Source organism: Phaeodactylibacter xiamenensis (assembly GCF_000759025.1).
GTDB classification, from domain to species: Bacteria; Bacteroidota; Bacteroidia; order Chitinophagales; family Saprospiraceae; genus Phaeodactylibacter; species Phaeodactylibacter xiamenensis.
In genome coordinates this window covers 26,434-45,724 of record NZ_JPOS01000016.1, presented here as the reverse complement: position 1 = coordinate 45,724, position 19,291 = coordinate 26,434, and the positions used below count along the sequence as shown (strand labels likewise).

Annotated in this window: 18 protein-coding genes; 12 read left to right on the top strand and 6 right to left on the bottom strand. The window is 52.5% G+C overall.

Annotated elements, in window-relative coordinates:
• Positions 1-226 precede the first annotated feature (226 nt).
• The 3 genes from IX84_RS06265 (at position 227) to IX84_RS06255 (ending at position 3,566) form a co-directional block, all read left to right on the top strand.
• Positions 227-1,270 carry an alpha/beta hydrolase gene (locus tag IX84_RS06265; protein ID WP_044217650.1) on the top strand — a complete coding sequence of 348 codons (1,044 nt, stop codon included), beginning with the start codon at positions 227-229 and terminating at the stop codon, positions 1,268-1,270.
• A gap of 46 nt (positions 1,271-1,316) precedes the next feature.
• Positions 1,317-2,306 carry a 3-keto-disaccharide hydrolase gene (locus IX84_RS06260; RefSeq protein ID WP_052515808.1) on the top strand — a complete coding sequence of 330 codons (990 nt, stop codon included), beginning with the start codon at positions 1,317-1,319 and terminating at the stop codon, positions 2,304-2,306.
• A 351-nt stretch (positions 2,307-2,657) separates the two neighbouring features.
• The gene (locus IX84_RS06255) at positions 2,658-3,566 is read left to right on the top strand and encodes an Rpn family recombination-promoting nuclease/putative transposase (RefSeq protein WP_044217647.1); all 909 of its coding nucleotides are present in this window, start codon (positions 2,658-2,660) and stop codon (positions 3,564-3,566) included.
• 69 nt (positions 3,567-3,635) lie between these two features.
• On the opposite strand, the gene aat is transcribed toward IX84_RS06255, so the two are convergent.
• The 3 genes from aat to IX84_RS06240 form a co-directional block, all read right to left on the bottom strand.
• The gene (aat, locus tag IX84_RS06250; RefSeq protein WP_044217644.1) at positions 3,636-4,316 is read right to left on the bottom strand and encodes a leucyl/phenylalanyl-tRNA--protein transferase; all 681 of its coding nucleotides are present in this window, start codon (positions 4,314-4,316) and stop codon (positions 3,636-3,638) included.
• A 66-nt stretch (positions 4,317-4,382) separates the two neighbouring features.
• Positions 4,383-6,677: an inorganic phosphate transporter gene (locus IX84_RS06245; protein WP_052515807.1), complete on the bottom strand. Its 2,295-nt coding sequence runs from the start codon at positions 6,675-6,677 to the stop codon at positions 4,383-4,385.
• 74 nt (positions 6,678-6,751) lie between these two features.
• A complete protein-coding gene (locus IX84_RS06240) occupies positions 6,752-8,158 on the bottom strand; it encodes an MATE family efflux transporter (RefSeq protein WP_160213685.1) in 1,407 nt (468 codons plus the stop codon).
• A 67-nt stretch (positions 8,159-8,225) separates the two neighbouring features.
• Between IX84_RS06240 and IX84_RS06235 the strand changes: the two genes are divergently transcribed.
• Both IX84_RS06235 and IX84_RS06230 read left to right on the top strand, forming a co-directional pair.
• Complete coding sequence (locus IX84_RS06235; RefSeq protein ID WP_160213683.1) at positions 8,226-8,792, top strand: glycoside hydrolase family 73 protein; 567 nt, start codon at positions 8,226-8,228, stop codon at positions 8,790-8,792.
• 107 nt (positions 8,793-8,899) lie between these two features.
• Positions 8,900-9,334 carry a CBS domain-containing protein gene (locus tag IX84_RS06230; RefSeq protein ID WP_044217830.1) on the top strand — a complete coding sequence of 145 codons (435 nt, stop codon included), beginning with the start codon at positions 8,900-8,902 and terminating at the stop codon, positions 9,332-9,334.
• A 2-nt stretch (positions 9,335-9,336) separates the two neighbouring features.
• Here IX84_RS06230 and IX84_RS06225 read toward each other — a convergent pair whose 3' ends face one another.
• Entirely contained in the window at positions 9,337-11,211 is a 1,875-nt protein-coding gene (locus IX84_RS06225) for a cation:proton antiporter (RefSeq protein ID WP_044217639.1), read from the bottom strand.
• Between the two features lie 169 nt (positions 11,212-11,380).
• Here IX84_RS06225 and IX84_RS06220 point away from each other — a divergent pair, with 169 nt between their 5' ends.
• Complete coding sequence (locus IX84_RS06220) at positions 11,381-12,964, top strand: peptide chain release factor 3 (RefSeq protein ID WP_044217637.1); 1,584 nt, start codon at positions 11,381-11,383, stop codon at positions 12,962-12,964.
• 72 nt (positions 12,965-13,036) lie between these two features.
• Here the strand turns inward: IX84_RS06220 and IX84_RS06215 are convergent, their stop codons facing one another.
• Positions 13,037-13,669 carry a TetR/AcrR family transcriptional regulator gene (locus IX84_RS06215; RefSeq protein WP_044217635.1) on the bottom strand — a complete coding sequence of 211 codons (633 nt, stop codon included), beginning with the start codon at positions 13,667-13,669 and terminating at the stop codon, positions 13,037-13,039.
• A gap of 92 nt (positions 13,670-13,761) precedes the next feature.
• Here IX84_RS06215 and IX84_RS06210 point away from each other — a divergent pair, with 92 nt between their 5' ends.
• Positions 13,762-13,992, top strand: a complete 231-nt coding sequence (locus tag IX84_RS06210) for a hypothetical protein (RefSeq protein ID WP_044217631.1) — start codon at positions 13,762-13,764, stop codon at positions 13,990-13,992.
• Entirely contained in the window at positions 13,989-14,336 is a 348-nt protein-coding gene (locus tag IX84_RS06205; RefSeq protein WP_044217629.1) for a hypothetical protein, read from the top strand. The genes IX84_RS06210 and IX84_RS06205 overlap by 4 nt, the downstream gene beginning before the upstream one ends.
• Before the next feature lie 147 nt (positions 14,337-14,483).
• Here IX84_RS06205 and IX84_RS06200 read toward each other — a convergent pair whose 3' ends face one another.
• Complete coding sequence (locus IX84_RS06200; RefSeq protein ID WP_152604941.1) at positions 14,484-15,602, bottom strand: hypothetical protein; 1,119 nt, start codon at positions 15,600-15,602, stop codon at positions 14,484-14,486.
• 123 nt (positions 15,603-15,725) lie between these two features.
• Here IX84_RS06200 and IX84_RS30735 point away from each other — a divergent pair, with 123 nt between their 5' ends.
• The 4 genes from IX84_RS30735 to IX84_RS06180 all read left to right on the top strand — a co-directional run bounded on the left by IX84_RS30735 (position 15,726) and on the right by IX84_RS06180 (position 19,290).
• The gene (locus IX84_RS30735) at positions 15,726-16,757 is read left to right on the top strand and encodes an OmpA family protein (protein WP_160213681.1); all 1,032 of its coding nucleotides are present in this window, start codon (positions 15,726-15,728) and stop codon (positions 16,755-16,757) included.
• Positions 16,758-16,837: 80 nt separating this feature from the next.
• Complete coding sequence (locus IX84_RS06190; RefSeq protein WP_052515803.1) at positions 16,838-17,974, top strand: PQQ-dependent sugar dehydrogenase; 1,137 nt, start codon at positions 16,838-16,840, stop codon at positions 17,972-17,974.
• A complete protein-coding gene (locus IX84_RS06185) occupies positions 17,971-18,756 on the top strand; it encodes a class I SAM-dependent methyltransferase (RefSeq protein ID WP_044217625.1) in 786 nt (261 codons plus the stop codon). Before IX84_RS06190 ends, IX84_RS06185 begins: the two co-directional genes overlap by 4 nt.
• Positions 18,757-18,801: 45 nt before the next feature.
• Entirely contained in the window at positions 18,802-19,290 is a 489-nt protein-coding gene (locus IX84_RS06180; RefSeq protein WP_044217624.1) for a methylated-DNA--[protein]-cysteine S-methyltransferase, read from the top strand.
• Position 19,291 lies beyond the last annotated feature (1 nt).

Below are 19,291 nucleotides of genomic sequence, written 5' to 3'. Positions count from 1 at the left end.
CCTCAGGATTATGTCAGGGAGGCGGTCTGGTGAGGGCTGTCTCTGTGGTGTTTATAGGTTTGGGAACATCTATTCGCTATGATTTGCATGGGTGAGGGGCTCGAAGCGCTGCCTGCTGCTTTTTCGGTAGGGGCTGTTTTTCCGCTGGGACAGATGTTGTATCTTAGAAGCGGTGATGCCCAAACTCAGGAGAGAAAACTACTGTCGTCTTAAAAAAACAAAAGCAATGCTAACCAACAAAACGATTTCCACGCCCCGCCTGAAGCAGTTTGTGCGCTTTTTCCGCGAAAGTGGCACCCCTGTATTTTTCATCCACGGCAATGGCAGCTCTTCCTTCTTCTGGGAAGAAACCATGCAGAATCTGCCCGAAGACTTCAGGGGTATAGCGCCTGACCTGCGCGGCTACGGCGATACGGAAGACCAACTCATAGATGCGACCCGTGGCATTGCCGACTGGGTAGCGGACTTTCAGGCTTTGCGCGAGGCGCTTGGCATTGAACAGTACCATATTGCCGGGCATTCGCTGGGCGGGGCATTCCTGTTCCCGCTCATTGCTGAAGAAGGCGAACGCGTGCTGTCGGCTACTTTGGTGGCTCCGGGCTCCCCCTTTGGCTTTGGGGGCACGAAAGACGAGAAAGGGACACCTAACTATGCTGACTTTGCCGGCTCAGGAGGAGGCATTGTGAACGCTGAATTTGCCAAATTAATGGGCCAAAAGGACAGGGGGAGCGATAACCCGCAAGCCTCGCCCCGCGTAGTCATGAATACCTTTTACTGGAAGCCGCCCTTCAAGCCGGAGCGGGAGGAAGAATACCTGAGCTCGCTGCTGAGCCAGAAGACAGGCGACACCAGGTACCCCGGCGACTTTGTGCCTTCCGAAAACTACCCCTTCGTGGCTCCCGGGAATTACGGGCCTATCAATTCCACTTCACCTAAGTATATCGGGGCGTCGGTGGAAAAATTCATTCATGCCGAAGCTAAGCCTCCTGTTTTATGGATACGTGGCGCCGAGGATCAGATCGTTTCGGATAATTCCCTGTTCGACTTTGGCACACTTGGCAAACTGGGGCTGATCCCCAACTACCCTGGCGAGGATGTCTATCCGCCACAACCTATGGTCAGCCAAACCCGCTACGTACTCGAACAGTATCAGCGCAATGGGGGCACCTACACCGAAGTGGTTTTCGACGACTGCGGGCATACGCCTTTTGTAGAAAAACCGGAGCAGTTTTTAACCCGGTTCCATCCCTTTTTGGAAAACCATAAATAATGGTTTATTTCAAGACTTCTTTACCATAACCAAAACAAAAGGAATAATGATGAAGGATTTAAAAAGAGCTTTACTTCTGGTAGTTTGTGCAATGATGACTTTTTCCACCCTTTCCGCACAACGCGTGGAGAGTGATTCGGAACTGATTGGCAAATGGGACCTCACCATTACAATGGAGAAAGACCAACTGGAAAATCTCGGTATTTTCAGGCACGGGCTGATGTCGTCCAAGGGATTCCCGGGATGGCTTCAGGTGAAGCTGTCGGGCTTCTCTACGCTCGTGGGCTACTACGTGGGGTACGAAGGCAGCGCCCGCCCTATTGCTGAAATCCACTACGATGAAGCTAAAGACAAGTACCACTTTACCATTCCGCCACAGTGGATGGATATTGACGATATCTACTTTGAGTTCAGCCTGAAAGACGACAAGCTCTCGGGCTATAAAATGCTCGATGGCAATAAGCTCAAGTTTACCGGTGTGCGCGCGCCAAGCCTGACAAGGGAGGAGCCACCCGTATGGGGCACGCCCATCAATTTGCTCACTGAGAACATGGACCGCTGGATCATCCCGGAGAATAATCAGTTCAAGATGGTTGATGGGGTCATGATGAATGCCAAAAAAGGCGGCAACCTGATCTCCACTCAGAAGTTTGATGACTTCAAGCTTAGTATTGAGTTCCGCTACCCCGAAGGCAGTAACAGCGGCATTTACCTCCGCGGCCGTCATGAGATACAGATCGAGGACTCCAAGGGAAGAGCGGATGATGTCAGCATCGGTGGCGTGTATGGTTTTATTGCACCAACGGTTAACGCGGCGAAAGCGCCAGGAGAGTGGCAGACCTATGAAATCACCCTTGTGGGAAGGCACGTTACGGTAGTGCTCAATGGGGTGGAAGTGATCTCTAACCGGCCCATCCCCGGCATCACCGGTGGCTCACTGGACAGCAACGAAGGCGAGCCCGGCCCCATTATGATTCAGGGCGATCACGGGCCAATTGATTTCCGCAAGTTTGTAGTGACGCCTGCGGTGAACTGATCTTTCTAAACTCAGGCTGTCCCTATATCTGCTGAGGCTATGTTTGGAGCAGGCTTGCAATGCCGAACGCTTCACACATAGCCTCAGCAGGTTTAGGGCGGTTTATGTTTTCAAAGACGAGGGCAATTGTGAATCTATGGTCTTACATCCACTGGATGCCCACTATATGGAAGAAGGGAAATGGGACTATAATGCTTGCACGGGAATCATTAAGGTTAGGACTTTGAAGGATAGTTTGGTATTTTAAATGGAGGTAATGGATTTGGGAGACGATAAGGTGACCGTTAAATAGTTGAAATAAAAAAATTCAAACCATTTGGTTCTTTCAGGGAGTTTCTATATTTTGCAGTTATGGTACGGCGCGACACACTCTGGAAAGCCCTCATTGAGGAATTGGTAGAAGACTTTCTGTATTTCTTCTTCCCGACGTATATGGATCAGATAGATCTCAGGCGGGGCGTAGTATTTTTGGATAAGGACCTTGAACGAATCATGCCCGAGGCGGATACCAGGCGACGGCATGCGGATAAACTCTTTAAAGTCTGGCTGAACGATGGTGAGGAGCGCTGGTTTTTAGTACATGTGGAGGTACAGGGTTATCCGGATGCTTACTTTGCCTTCCGGATGTTCCAGTATTATTACAGAATATTGGATCGCTACAATAAGCCTGTTACGGCAATAGCCCTTTACACAGATACCAACCGGGCTTATCATGCCACTGCCTATAAGACTAGTTTTCTGGGAACGGAACTTATTTATCGTTTCCAGTCGTTTATATTGGCAGACAAAACCCCAGAGGATTTAAGGGCTTCAGGAAATCCATTCGGATTAGCCCTGGAAACCGCCTACCGGGCATTAGATCCTAGATTGAAAGAAGATAATCAATTGATGATCAGTAAACTGGAGCTGATGCGCCACTTGTTGTCACGGGGGCTGGATAAAGCGAAAATCCGGCAATTGTACAACTTCATCAATATGTATGTGTCCTTTCAAAATTCCGAGAATAAGCTTAAATTTGAAAATGAAGTACGCAAGATTACCAAATCACGAGAACCTATGGGACTGGAAGAAGCTATTTTAAAGGAAGTGCTGGAGCAAGGCATCGAGCAAGGCGTCGAGCGTAAGGCTCACACCGTAGTACTCCGGGCTCATGAAAAAGGGCTTTCTATGGTTGATATTGCTGAAATAGCAGGTCTTACTACAGAAGAAGTAGCATCCATTATAGCGGATTACGAGGCCGACAAAGGTACAAGCGCCTGAAGTGTTTATTGGAATGGAAAAAATAGCTTTTACAACAAATAACCTTTCGGTTAGATTGAAAAAGCGCCCCTATCCCCATTTCCCCTCACCATCCGGGTGTGCATCATTGGCACGCAGAGCCTGTAAAAATTCCGGGCGGGGAATAGTCGTCGCTCCCAGGCTAAGCAGGTGGCCGGTCTCCTGCTGACAGTCAATTAGGGTGAAGCCCTGCGCTTCCAGCCGATGGACAAGGGAGATGAACCCAAACTTAGAAGCATTGGAGGCTGTGGCAAACATAGACTCCCCAAAGAAGACCTTGCCGATTGCAATACCGTATAGCCCGCCCACGAGCTCCTTCTCTTTCCAAACCTCAACCGAATGCGCATAGCCTACTTCGTGCAAACGGGTATAGCCTTTCATCATTTCCCGGGTAATCCACGTACCGGCCTGCCCGTTGCGGGGCTGTTGGGCGCAAGCCTGCATAACTTCCGAAAAGCACCGGTCATAGGTGACTTCAAATTTGCGCTGATTGAAATAAGGGCGCATGCTTTTGGATACTTTCAGGTCTTTAGGGAAAAGCACACAGCGCGGATCGGGGCACCACCACAAGATTGGGTCGCCGGGGGCATACCATGGGAAAATACCATTGCGGTAAGCCAGCAGCAAGCGTTCCCTAGACAAGTCGCCACCTGCTGCCAAAAGTCCATCAGGGGTTGAATGTATCGGGTCGGGAAAGATAATATGCTCAGGGTCGAGCCAGAAAACAGGCATTCGGTATCGGGCATTGTAATTAATGATCGCCCAAAGTACACAATTCGGGAAGTTGTTTTGTTTCCTTTACCGGCTAAACAAAAGTGGATGTGTCATTCCTTCCGCCTCCTGATGCCGGCGGTACAGCTTTACGAAGCGGGCGGCTACCGCAACGATGTCCTTGGTTTCCAGTTGCAGGCTGAAAAAGAGCATAGTGTTCCGGTTGCCGTAAGTGCGCTGCCGAAGCCCGCGGACCTGATCGTTAAGCAGTTCCTCAATGTGTTGGAGCAGGCCCGGTTTTTCCTGCAAAATCTGAACAGCGTGATCCGGGTGCCCGGTATGCAGGGCTCGGGCAACCAGTTCCAGAAAGCGCTCCACTGCCCGGGTCAGTTCCCGCAGTTGCTCTTGCTGCCCCGGGGAAAAGGGGACAAGGCTGTTACGCACATAATCCCGGCAGGCATCTGTCACCAATCGGACAGACTGCAGAAGATCCTGCTCAAGGTCATAAACCAGCAAGTACAGCCGACTGATTTCCGTATCGTCTTCCTCCACTTTTTGAATACTGCTGACGAGGCGGTACTTTAAGTCTTCGTGCCGTTCTTCCAGCGCCTGCATTTGTGCCGACACATCACTGAGCAGCCTGAGATCTTCTGTTACCAATCCTTCTACAGATTGCCGGAAAAGTGTGCGTACCTGATCCAAAGTGCCGGCAATGTAGGTGGCCGTTTCGGCTTGCAGCTCCTGCGCTGGCATTCTTCTGCGTCCGGTGGCTGCTTCCCGGGCTTCCTTCCGGCGCTCCTTGCGCTGATGGATCAGGAAAGTCCGGCTGATGAAGAACACGGCAGCAATAACAAGCCCACCGATTGCCCATACCCCGAACTGGAAAATCAGCCAGGCAAATGTCGCCGATACACTAAAGGCAATGATGGCTGTACCGAACCATCCGCCAATCACATTCAGCACACCGGCTACCCTGTACACGGCACTCTCCCGCCCCCAGGCCCGGTCTGCCAGGGAGGTACCCATCGCTACCATAAAGGAGACGTAGGTCGTGGAAAGCGGCAACTTCAGTGAGGTGGCAAAGGAGATCAACATACTGGCTACGGTGAGGTTAACAGCGGCACGCACCAGGTCGAAGGCGGCTTGGTCTTCCGCTGCGTCAGATGGCTTCATGGGTTCAAACCGGTTGTTGGTCTTGCGCAACAGCCGGTTGGGGATGATACGCTGAAACCCTGCACCCATCAGTCGGGTATACCGCACGATGCCCCGTGCCAGCATATTAGGGGAAAAGCGTTCTGCGCCTTCACTCTGCCGCCCCAGGTTTACTTCCGTCTCCGTGACCGACCGCGACTTTCTGGACAACCATAGGGTGAGGATCATAATCAGGCCGGCGAGCAACAGCATGTAAGTGCGGGTACGTACCGGGCGCTGCAGCACCTCCATGCTGTACTGCCCCGCTTCCTCACCGGAGCCAGACCAGGCCATGTAAGACTCAAATCCGGCAATAGGCACACCGATGAAGTTGACCAGGTCGTTACCGGCGAAGGCCATCGCCAGAGAAAAGGTACCGAATAGGACGATAAGGCGCAGGATATTGACTTTGAGCACAACTAAAATCTGCATCACAATTATCCAGAACACCAGTGATATGCCGATGAGCAGTGCGGTATTTGCTTTGATCCAGCCCAGCACTTCATCCGAAATAAAGCTTGCCCCCTTTGCGCCCTTGAAAATCAGGAAAAAGGTCAGAATGGTCAGCGCTACGCCACCCCAAAGGGCTCCCACCCAGGGAATGCGCTTTTTGTACTCAAAGGTGAACAGCAGCCGGCTCAGGTACTGTAGTATTGCCCCGATCGCAAAGGCAATGCCCACCGATAAAAAGATTCCTGAAATGATTGCGATGGCACTCGAAGTATTAATATACTGCCCCAGCGTATCCATGCCATCACCAGCGGCCAGTATTTTGAGAACGGATACCGCAACAGCAGCCCCCAGCAGTTCAAAAACGATAGACACCGTGGTTGAGGTCGGCATCCCAAAGGTGTTGAAGAGGTCAAGCAGAATGATATCCGTGAGCATGACGGCCAGAAAAATCACCATAATCTCCGCAAAGAAGAAAAACTGCGGATTAAAGATACCTTTGCGCGCCACTTCCATCATGCCACTGGAAAAGGTAGCGCCTACGAAAATGCCCAGGCTCGCCACAATCATAATCACATTGCGGGAAGCCACACGGGAGCCTATGGCTGAGTTTAGGAAATTAACGGCATCGTTGCTGACGCCCACGATGAGGTCAGAGATGGCCAGTACAAATAGCAGAATAACGATAAAAAGATACAGCTCAGGCATAGCAGTAGTAGGGTAGCTCCGGATTGGAGTCATTTTAGAATCACAATAGCCCTGTTTTCAGCATACGAAAGCTACGCCTGAATTATTAACTGGAAGTAAAGCGAGGGTTAAGTTTTTGTAGCTGACCCAGTCTGCCGTTTAGTAAGCCGTAGGAACCGAAGCGTGAGCAACACGGCACTTGCACTCAGCCCGAGTACCAGCCCGATCCAAAGCCCCGAGATATCCAAATCCTGCACAAAAGCCAGCCAGTAGCCCGAGGGGATGCCAATGGCCCAATAAGCCAGAAAAACGAAAAAAGTAGGCACTTTTACATCCTGAATACCCCGCAGTAAGCCGACGCCTATGGCCTGTACAGAATCTGAAATCTGGAAGACGGCCGTTAGAAACAAGAGGGTGGCAGCGTAGGTGACCACTTGAGGCTCATCATTGAAAAGCAAGGGCAACTTGTGGCGCGTCAATACAAATACAATGGCACAGAGCAGCCCGTAAGCCGCCGCAATCACAAAGGTAGACTGCCCTACACTGCGGGCATGCAGCCAGTCCTGCCGGCCATAGGCGTAGCCCACCCTTATGCTCCCTGCCGCACTAATGCCTACCGACACCATGAACGTAAAGGAGGCAATACTGATGGCAATTTGGTGGGCTGCCTGCTGAATATAGCCCAGCCAACCGGCCATAATACCGGAAACGGCGAAGGCGGCAGACTCCATACCATACTGCAAACTGGCTGGAATCCCAATCCGGAAAATATCCTGAAAGCGGTCCCGGCGTATTTGCAGCTGATCTGTCAGATGCTGCCGGTAGGGCGCAAAGCCCTTGCCGTAGGCGATCAGCCAAAACAGGGCAACCATGGTGACCACACGGGAGACCATCGTACCTACGCCGGCTCCCTCCAGCTCCATACGCGGTGCCCCCCATTCTCCGAAGATGAAAGCGTAGTTAACCAGGACATTCACCGGGATGGCCAGCAGCGCCAGGTACATAGGCACCCGGGTGTGACCCAGCCCATCGGCAAACTGCTTCATGGCCATGAAAACAGCCATAGGTACCATACCCCAGCCCATCCAGATCAGGTAAGGACGGGAGAGGTCGGCTACGATTTCATCCTGCCCGAAGTAGTAGACCATATCTACTCCAAAGTGGATGCCAATAGCGAACAGCAACGACATAAGGGTCACAATCAGCCCGCCGTTGAAAAGGATGCGCAGCGGCTTATCGGGCTCATTTTCACCCATTGCAGAAGCGACTAAAGGGGAAATGGCAGTGGTCAATCCAATACCGAGGACCAACGGCAATGTGATGAGGTTATTGACGAAGGCGGCAGCAGCCAGTTGCGAACTGTGGATAGCCCCCACCATCGCACTGTCAATGATGCCCAGCGCAATCTGCGTCATATTGCCCAGTATAATGGGCCAGCCCAGCTTTAAAGTATGTTTGACTTCTTGCCACATGCCTGAAAAATTGCGCGGCAAAGGTACAGTATTGTTGGACTTGTTGCCGGTTTTTGATGACATTGGTATATTTGATGCTATTCTTTCTATGCCCGGCGGGCTGTTGCCCGCAGAAAAAAGCAGTCTAAACATGAAACGCCTTCAACCTTTCATCCACTATAGTACCTTCGCCCTCGGGCTTATTCTGGTGTGCAGCTTTATCTCTGAGCGCAATCAGGCGGCGGCGGCAGAGCGCCCATGGAAAGTCCGCGCCTATATCCAAAAGCACGACTTCCTTGCCGAAGCCCTGCACCAGGAAACGGGCATCCCCAAGGCAATTATCTATGCAGTGGCCGGGCTGGAAAGCGACTGGGGCAGAAGTGAGCTGGCTAAGCATGCCAATAATCACTTCGGCATCAAGTCAAAACCGGAATGGCGCGGACTGGAGTACTGCAAGCCTACGCAGGAATACAACGGGCAGCAGATGGTGACGCAGAACGATTGCTTCAGAAAGTACCCGCTTATCCGCCGGAGTTACGAGGATTTTGGTGACTTTCTGATGCAAAGCGAGCGCTACGCCATCCTCAAAACCCTGGAAGCAAACGATTACACCGGCTGGACGGATGCCATTCAAAGCGGGGGGTACGCCACCGATCCTGAATATGCGCACAAGCTGAGGGGTATTATCTGGCGCTACCGGCTTACTCAAATACCCTGACAAGGTTTGGGAAACGTAATTTTTTCTATTTATTAACGACCGGAATTTAGGGCTAATACCCAAAAGCCCTATTTTTGATTTTTTCCAAAACTAAAACCAGCAACACCATGGACCTCAATGCGCCCATTTCCACCATAATGTCCACCGAGCTCAAGACCATTGCGCCGGACAGCCCTGCTACCGAAATTGATACCTTGTTCAAGGAAAACCGTATCCATCATATTCCGGTGCTCGATGAGAAGCGCAAGGTGGTCGGCATCGTTGGCAAGTCGGATTTCCTGTACCTGCTGCGGGGCTATACTTCCCATGAGACGGACCGCTTCCGCGAAACCGCTAAGCTGCGGGCCTTTAAGGCAATGGAGATTATGCAGGAAGAAGTGGAAACGCTGCGGGAAAGCGACCCCATAAAGGAAGCAGTGCGCCTCTTGTCGGAGAACCGCTACCAGGCCCTTCCTGTGCTTGACGGGAAAGACAGTATCTGCGGTATCGTCACCACGCACGATATCCTCGACCTGGTCAATAAAGCCGGCCAGGAATCCTGAGTTTACTTGCCCATGACTTCCTGAATGGAAGGCTTTTCCAGCTTGCGCCCCAGATAAACAATCTTAACCCCTTCCTCACATTCGTAATCCTCAAGGCTGTGGGGGATGGGTTCAAGGTTGCCGTCCGGTGAAAGCAAAAACAGCGGTGCGGTATGTGTATTAACAGCGGTGCGGTCAAGTATCCGCTCAATATCCTCTTTAGCATTCACCTCCAGTTCATGCACCGTCGGGAAGTCCCGGGCAATCTCATTGAGGTTGAGGAAGTCATCGGTGTAGGAGAAAATGCCTTGCTGCGGTAACTCCTCCCGGCCGCGCTTGAGTTCATCGGGCGTCAGCAAGCGGAAAGCGCCATTCTCCCCAAAAATTTTCTGGTATTTGCGCACCGCGTAGGTGTTGATGTCGGCACTGCTTGTCATAGAAATCATGTAGCCCATATCCAGCAGCTCAAACTGATCGGACAGGTCATCGGTGTAGATATTGACGTTGTACGCTTCAAGGTTTTCTTCTCTGGCCTTTTTTACATTGCTCTCGTTGTTGTCTATGAGCACCACATGCCGGTTGCGCCCCTGCAGGTACTGCCCGATGATGCGGCTCGCTCCGTTGGCGCCCACAATGAGAATGCCTTCCGAGCTATCGAGTGTGACTTTCAATACTTTGGCAATAAAGCGGGCGGTGGTCGCATTGATGAGCACAGTGCCCAGCACAATCATAAACACCAGAGGCACCAAAAACTCTGCATCTTCCACCGGTGGGTTTTCTGACGTCAGCGTCAGCCCAAAAAGCGAGGCAATACCAGCGGCAACAATTCCCCGTGGGCCTACCCAGGAAATAAACAGCTTCTCCCGGAAATTCAGGTCTGAGCGGCGCGTGCTCAGGAATACGCCTATGGGCCGCAGGATCAGGGTAATGGAAAGGAAGAGACCCAGCGCCCGCCAGTCGCTGATAATGATTTGGATATCATCAACGTTGATTAGTGCGGCCAGTATGATGAACAAAATAGAAATCAGCAGTACGCTCAGCGATTCCTTAAACGACAGGATCTCTTTAAGCCAGGGCACATCCATATTGCCCAGTACCATGCCCATAACGACTACCGAAAGCAGCCCGGACTCATGGGCCAGCACATCAGAAAATACAAAGATAAGCAGCACCATCGCCAGAGTGAATACATTGAGGAGGTAGTGGGGGATCAGGTCCCGGATGATGAACTGATAAAGGGCATAGCCCGCTACGGCACCCATGGCCAGACCAATGAGAAGAATCTGGAAGAAGGAAACCAGCGCATGGGAAGTAAATTCCACGCCGCCCTCCGCCGAGCGGATAAACTCAAAGACCAATACTGCTACGAGCGCACCTATGGGGTCAATCAGGATACCCTCCCACTTCAGAACAGTACTGACGTTACGGTTGAGTGGGATATTTTGCAGGATCGGTGCAATTACGGTCGGCCCGGTCACGATAATAAGCGCTCCAAACAAAAAGGAAACCGCCCAGTTGAGCTCCATAATGTAGTGCGCAAAGAGGCCGGCGCCAATAAAAGTAATGAGCGACCCCACGGTTATCATTTTCAGGATAGCCGGGCCCACGCCGGCGATTTCCTTCCGTTTCAGGGTAAGCCCCCCTTCAAACAGGATAACGCCAATGGCCAGAGACACGAAAGAGAACAGGTATTTACCGGGGAAAATCCCGGTCGTCCCTTTTTCGCTCTCAACCAGGAGCGGTTCCAGCAGTTTCTCGCCATCGTGGGTAAAAAAGGTGGAAATCGGCCCGACGATCAGCCCAATCAGGATCAAAGGCAGGATAGCCGGCACTTTGGTGCGCCAGGCCAGCCATTGGGCGAAGATGCCTAAAACGATGATGCCAGCGAGTTCGAGCATGGGCGTTGTCCAGTTAGTGGGTTGTAAAAACAATTTAACTCTACAATTAACCCACTTCACCCGGCCTTGGTTTGCGAGTCTTTGCGATCATAGCCGCTAAATACCTGAACATCCGTGGTTTCGGCAGAAAAATAACTACCTTTGCGCTTCGAAAATTCACGCAGTCTATATGTCTTTCAACAAAGAACTCAACCGGCGCCGCACTTTTGGCATCATCAGCCACCCGGATGCCGGAAAAACCACCCTTACGGAAAAATTGCTGCTCTTTGGGGGCGCCATTCAGGTAGCCGGTGCAGTCAAGTCGAATAAAATTAAGCGCAGCGCCACCTCCGACTTTATGGAGATTGAGCGGCAGCGGGGTATTTCGGTGGCAACCTCCGTCATGGCCTTTGAATACCGCAACCTTAAGATCAATATTCTTGACACCCCTGGTCACCAGGATTTCCAGGAAGACACCTACCGTACCCTCACGGCGGTGGATAGCGTGATTGTAGTGATCGACGTGGCTAAGGGCGTGGAGGCACAAACCGAGAAGCTGGTCAATGTATGCCGCATGCGCAACACACCGATCATCGTCTTCATCAACAAGCTGGACCGCGAGGGCCTCGATGGCTTCGACCTCCTCGACGAGCTGGAGCAAAAGCTGGGGCTGACCGTTCGCCCGCTAAGCTGGCCGATAGGTATGGGGCAGCGCTTCAAGGGCGTATATAGCATGTATGAGCAAAAGCTGGTGCTTTTCCGCCCCCACGGCAAGCAGGAGGATGAGGAAGATCGAATAGAAATCAACGACCTGACTGACCGTCAGCTTGATGAGCTGGTGGGCGAGGCAGCGGCAGATGAACTACGTGAAGAAGTGCACATGGTTGAGTCGGTCTATCCTAAATTCGACCGGGAGGCCTACCTGAAGGGCGAGCTTTCACCGGTTTTCTTTGGCTCAGCCATCAACAACTTCGGCGTACGTGAGCTCCTCGATTGCTTTGTGGAAGTGGCTCCTCCGCCACTTGGGCGGGTCACCGAAGAACGGGAGGTCAAACCAAATGAAGATAAATTTGCAGGTTTTGTATTCAAGATACACGCCAATATGGACCCCAACCACCGGGACCGTATCGCTTTCCTGCGGGTCTGCTCCGGCCGCTTCGAGCGCAATACCAATTACCTGCACGTGCGGCAAAACCGCAAGATGAAGTTTCCGAACCCCACAAGCTTTATGGCGGCTAAAAAGACCATTCTGGAGGAAGCCTACCCCGGTGACGTGGTGGGCCTCTACGATAGCGGCAACTTTAAGATTGGCGATACCCTCACCGAAGGCGAAGTCCTGCACTTCAAAGGCATCCCGAGCTTCTCCCCGGAGCAGTTCCGCTTTGTCAATAACGCTGATCCGCTCAAGTATAAGCAGCTTGATAAAGGGCTGGTACAACTAATGGACGAGGGCGTGGCACAGCTTTTCACCAAAGAGGATAACAACCGGAAAATCATTGGCACAGTAGGCGCCCTGCAGTTTGAGGTCATTCAGTACCGCCTGGAGCATGAGTACGGTGCCAAGTGCAGCTACGAGCCGGTGAACCTCCATAAAGCCTGCTGGGTCACCTGTGATGATGAGAAGGCCATGAAGGAATTCATTCAGCGGCGGAAGCGGGACCTCGCCCGCGATAAACACGGGCAGCTGGTCTATCTGGCAGAATCCGCCTGGTCTCTGCAAATGGCGCAGGAGAATCATCCGAAGGTGCAGTTCCACTTTAAGAGTGAGTTTTAGGCCGCGCAACTTTACGTGCTTGCCAGAGCGGAGGGGCTGCGGCGCAAAGGTTTTGCAGGGGTATGTTCAAGGTTATAATCCGGATTTCCCATCCGGAGCTAGCTCCCTGTGCATCTGCTTTCCTTTCTCGCTCAGGTAAGGAAACAGCAAAGCCATCATCGCCCGGTGGTAGTACCGCACCACTTCCTCCCCTTCCTGTTCAAACTGTATGGTAGACTCTGTAATCCAGTGGTTGCCAACGATAAGGAATTGGGTAACCAGGTGATCGTACTGTCCGGGCAAGGGCTCCGGTTCCATCCATCCCCGCTGAATAAGCTGCTGCAGCCCGTGGTGAAACTGCTGACGGCGCAAAACCATCAGCTGCCGGAAGTTTTGCCGCATGCTGTCGATACGGCGTATGATGCGCGCAAAGTCCAGGAGCAGGAAGCGGTAACGGTACATCAGTTGAAAGGTCAGCCAGGACTGTTCCCACACTTCCTGAAGATCGATGTCCGGCCGGAATGCGCTTTCCGCAAAGGGCGAAATCTCCGCTACCAGTTGCAGATAAAGCGCCTCGATGAGCTCATCCGTATTTTTGTAATGGTAACAGAGGTTGCCGTGGCTGATGCCCACCTCTTCCGCAATACTCCGAACCGTCGCCTGATCGGTACCCAGCTCATTGAACTGCCGTAGGGCGGCTTGCAGTATGCGGTCTTTGGTTTTCATGCGTACAAAACTAATATTATTGAGAACGAAAAAGCTAGTACAGTTGTTCTAAACTAAAATAATTAGCACAATTGTTCTAAAATAATTTTTGAATGGAGCAATCAACCGATCCGCAGGACGAAGGAAAAATGATGGACAAGTCTATTGGCCAAATGAAAGACAGCTACCGGACTATTGATGAAAAGCTAAAGCTTCGGGGGGAAGATCCTTTGTACCTGTTGATAGGTAAGGTGCTGCTGCGAGTCTTGCTCATTATCGTTATGATTGCGCTTTCCCCCTTTCTGGTCATCGGCTTAATCTTTGCCTTTATGGCGGCGCTATGAGCCGGCGGCAGGTTTTTGGGGGCAGCCTGCTCCTTTTTGTGCTGCATCAGCTGCTGCAAAAGGGCTTAGGCATCCACCTGCCTTTTTTTCACGCCTACCTTGACCCTTTTCTTTCCATGCCCATCGTGCTAGGCCTGCTCGACTGGGAGCGCACACGGCGCTATGGCTGGAGGCCGCTTCAGCCCTGGGAAATTGCCGTGACGACCCTGCTGTTCGTTCTTTTGTTCGAGTGTGGCTTTCCGCTTTGGAATCCGGCTTTCATTGCCGATTGGTGGGATGTGCCGGCTTATGGGGCGGGGGCGTTGCTTTACAGGCATAGTAAATCCTCAAACCTAAAGGCCTGATAGCAAACGGGTGTATTATCGTTAGGAAGTCTGGTTTTACCCCTGCCAAACGGCGTAAAGGCGGTCTTCGCCCATCAGATTGATCATCGCTTTAGGGGTAAAACTCCGGATTGGGGTCGACGAAAGTCCGGTGTTCTGCTTTGAGGCTCATTCCCTCAGCACTTCAAGCCAGTACAGCACTCGCCCCCAGGCTGCCTTTTGCTGCCCATCCTCATAACGGATCAGCCCAATGGAGCCAAGGACGGCACTGTACTGATCTATAAATGATTGTGGGACATCTTCCTCGAAAATCGTATTAAATACAGCGATGGCTTCCGGCGACCAGTCCACCAACTGAAAGATAAAAGCGGCGCGAATCATTGGCTCCTGCTGCATACGGGCAAAGAAAGTGTCGAAAAATGCCGCCTGAATGTCTTCCGAGCTGTTGAGCAAGTCGGTATTGCTATGCATACCGATTTCCTGAAAAATAACGGACTTACCCTCAGCGAAATCCAATACTGCATCCATTTCGGCTTGAATCTCCGCTGCCGTATAAGGCTGATCGATCGGAAATAACCCTGAGCCATACAGGTTAAAGCAAACAACATCCATTCCCGTCCGGAGTAATTCCATCTCTGTCCGGCTTGCAGCCATATTGCCGATATTAAGCGTGACAGTCACTGCCATTTCCGGTGATTGCTCATGGATGTGCTGCCGTGTTTCTGCCAAAAAGGTGTAGATACGAGCGGCCAGGTCCGGGCTTTCCGCAAAGAAGTTGTCGGGCTCATTGGCAATCGTGATGCCCCAGCCGCCCTCTGATTTAAGCATGGGGATTACCCAGTCCATTAGTGCTTTGAAACGGCTGATTAGCTCAGGATCGTCTATGTTTTTTCCCGCTAGGTATGCCGGTAGTACCGGGCCGTCACTATCGTAGGCGGGCAAGGTCAGAAAAGGTTGCAGTCCTTTTTCAGACAGCTCTCGCAGTTGATCTCGCAGCGCTGCTTCATCGTACTGCCCCTCAGCAGGCTCTAATTCCGGCCAGTCGATCTGTACCCGGCCTACGGTCATCCCCGCTGCCCGCGCTTCTGCCCGGCGGGCTTCAGTGGAATCGGCAGTAGCTGCCGGCTGACTGGGGTTGAAACCGGTAATCATACCGAGGTGTTGCCCCGGTGCAAGGAGTGGTAATACCTCAGCGGAGGTGCTGGCGGGTGCGGTTTGCCTATCCTCTTTGTACCCTGCTGAAATGAGCATCAGCATGCCCAATATTACTGTTGCTAATAAACGCATCTGTCCTTTTTTCTTCAAGACGAATGAAACCCTGGCTTTGCTACAGCAATAACCTTGTTTTTGGAATTGGAGTGCTTTATGCTGTAACTATTTGCTCAACAGTGTATTATGAGCAGAAAAAACATGCCACGTCTCCTGCTCCCCTTCCTCCTCTGCCTGCTGATGTTTACCGGTACTGCACAAAATACCCAGCGCACCCAATACTGCGACCTCCCTGTTTACTTCGATTTTGGTGCGGATAGCCTGACCGCCAACGCCCGCGCCTGCCTGCAGCAACTAGCCATTGATATCGTGGAATTGCCGGGGCTCGATATCCGCCTGACTGCACATACAGATGCAGTCGGGGGTTCCGGAGCCAATCTTGCCCTTTCGAAAAGGCGTGCCCGGGCTGTGTCAGACTTTCTTACCGCAGCGGGTATCCCGGACAGTACGCTTCAGCAGGTAGGCAAAGGTGAGGCGGCACCCGTAGCCAATAACGATACACCGGAGGGGCGGCAGCAAAACCGCCGGGTAGAGGTGCAGGTGTATTCAACCGTGCCCATGCGTGCACTCACGGGGCAAATCAGCAGTCAGACAGACAGCACTGGCGTGCCTGCCACCGTCCACCTTTCCACGGACAACTGGAGGGATTCTCTTAAAACGGATACCACCGGGCAGTTCTCCACCCTGATACCTGCCCTGCAGCCCGTGCGCCTGGATGCCTTCGCAAAGGGCTTCTTTTTTGATACGAAAATACTGGCGCCCGACGCTTCTGCAGCGGATGTAGAGGCTACACTGCCATTGCCCCCGGCGGATGCCGGTGCTAAACTTCCGGTCAAACGGTTGCACTTTGTGGGTGATCAGGCCGTACTCCTCCGGAAATCATTACCGGAACTCGACCGGCTGCTACGGTTTATGGAGCTCAATGCCGATCTGGAGATCATCATCCACGGGCATGTCAATGTACCCAATGCTCCCCCGGTGAGCCCATCTTCTGATAATTTCAAGCTTTCCGAAGACCGGGCAAAGCATATTTATGAATTTTTGACAAGCCATGGCATTGACGCCGCCCGCCTTTCGTGGAAAGCCCATGGCAACTGGGAAATGCGCTACCCAAGGGCCAGATCCGAAGGGCAGCAAGCGGCCAACCGGCGGGTGGAAATTGAAGTCCGGTAAAAGCAGTTAGCAGCGTCGCGTAAACAGGAGGGTCTTTTCCAACTCTGGATGCCGGAAATCTGTTCCCTCTAAAAAAGTCCATGCGATTACTACCCATTTTTGTCCTTATCCCCCTGCTCGCCTTCAGCTGCGGGAAGATCAACCCACCCGGCCCCAAGCTGTTCAAATCTTCCAAATTGCCTGTGGATAAAATACAGTTGCCGGAAGGTTTTGAAATAGAAGTGTATGCCGAAGGCGTGAAAAATGCCCGCTCCATGGACCTCTCCCCGGATGGTACGCTATTCGTGGGCACCAGAGGCGAGGGTAAAGTCTATGCCCTAAAAGACACCAACGGCGATGGTCGCCCTAATCAGCAGTATGTGCTGGCTGCCGGGCTCAAAATGCCGAATGGGGTGGCGTTCCGGGATGGCGACCTGTACGTGGCGGAGGTCAGCCGCATCCTGCGCTTTCCGGATATTGAAAGCCGGCTGGATAACCCCGGTGAGCCCGAAGTGGTCTACGATGGTTATCCGACCGAAACTCACCATGGTTGGAAGTATATCGCCTTTGGGCCGGATGGCAAGCTTTATGTGCCGGTGGGTGCCCCCTGCAATATCTGCAAAAGTGAAAAGCCCGTATTTGCTTCCATCACCCGCCTCAATCCGGACGGGACCGGCATGGAGGTCGTTCAGGAGGGCATCCGCAATACCGTAGGCTTCACCTGGCACCCCGAAACAGGCGAGCTTTGGTTTACGGACAACGGGCGCGACTGGATGGGCGATGATCAACCTTACTGTGAGCTCAACCGGGCACCGGAAGACGGGCTGCACTTTGGCTACCCTTACTGCCATCAGGGCGATTTGCCGGACCCTGAATTTGGAGATACTGCCCCCTGCTCAGACTTCACCCCGCCGGCTGCAAAACTCGGTCCTCATGTAGCGCCGCTTGGGCTGGAATTTTATACCAGTAAGCAGTTCCCGGAACCTTATCAGGGGCAAATTTTCGTTGCTGAGCATGGCTCCTGGAACCGCAGCGAAAAGATTGGTTATCGGGTCATGATGGCTACCCTGGACGGCAATGAAGTGGTCAGTTATAAACCCTTCGCTGAGGGGTGGCTGGACAAGGGGGAGGTCTGGGGCCGCCCGGTAGATATAGAGTTGCTCCCGGACGGGTCTATGCTGGTGAGCGATGATTTTGCCGATGCCATTTACCGGATTTACTACAACCCCAAGTCATGAAGCAGCGCACGGTTTGGAACGCCCAACTCTATGACCAAAAGCATGCCTTTGTAGCGGAATACGGCAAAGGCCTAATCGAATGGCTGGCCCCTAAGCCGAGGGAGCGTATCCTGGATTTGGGCTGTGGTACCGGGCACCTGGCTCATACAATCGCTCAGGCTGGTTGTGAGGTGGTCGGGATGGATGCCTCAGCGGAGATGGTTGAACAAGCGCGCAGGGCATTTCCGGAGCTGCACTTTGAGGTGGGTGATGCCGCTGATTTTTCATTCACGGAGCCATTCGATGCAATTTTTTCCAATGCCACTTTGCATTGGGTACTGGATTATCAGGCGGCAATAGCGTGCATGTACCGTCATTTGAAGCCGGGGGGCAGGCTGGTGCTGGAAATGGGTGGAGCCGGGAATATTGAACAGATCATCCGGCAGCTCCGCACCGAATTGCAAAACCGTGGTTACCGGTCTCAAAGTGAATTGCAGCTTTGGTTCTTCCCGGGCATCGGCACCTACACAAGTGCGCTGGAGGCTGCTGGGTTTCAGGTGGAAATCGCCCAACATTACGACCGCCCCACGCAATTGCAATCGTCGGCGCACGGTGTGGAAGACTGGCTGAGTATGTTTGCCGGCGCTTTCTTCGAAGGAGTCCCTGAGGGAAAAGCGGCTGAAATTAGAGCACAGGTACAGGCAGCGGCCCGCCCCCACCTTTTTCGGGATGGGCATTGGTATGCCGACTACAAAAGGCTGCGCGTGATGGCGGTGAAGCCTCTCCGGGCAGATAAAGATTGAAGAATTGGTGAAAAACCGGTAAATTACAGCTATAATCTTCAAGCCGTGACTGAATACGCCCATTTCCTGTCCCCGTTTGGCTGCCTTCGCGTAGAGGGTAGTGAAGATGGCATCAGCCTGGTTCAGATGGTGTCGACCAAGCCTTGTCCCACGGGGCCTATCCCTGCGGTCCTCAAACCCTGCATACAGCAACTGGCGGAATACTTTCGCGGCGACCGGGATGGCTTTAACCTCAAGCTTGACTTCGGAGATGCCCCGCCTTTCCACAGAGCCGTCTGGAATGAACTTTTGAAAATCCCCTATGGCCACACTACCACCTATCAGGCAATTGCTGAAAATCTGGGGGATAAAAAAGCTGTACGTGCGGTAGGACAGGCCAACCGGCACAACCCTATTGCCATCATCGTGCCCTGTCACCGGTGTATTGCCAAAAGCGGGGAACTGCAAGGGTACTTTTACGGGTTGGATATGAAACGGCAGTTGCTGGAATTGGAAAACCCGCTGAGCTTTGCCCGTCAGGGAAGCCTGTTTTAAG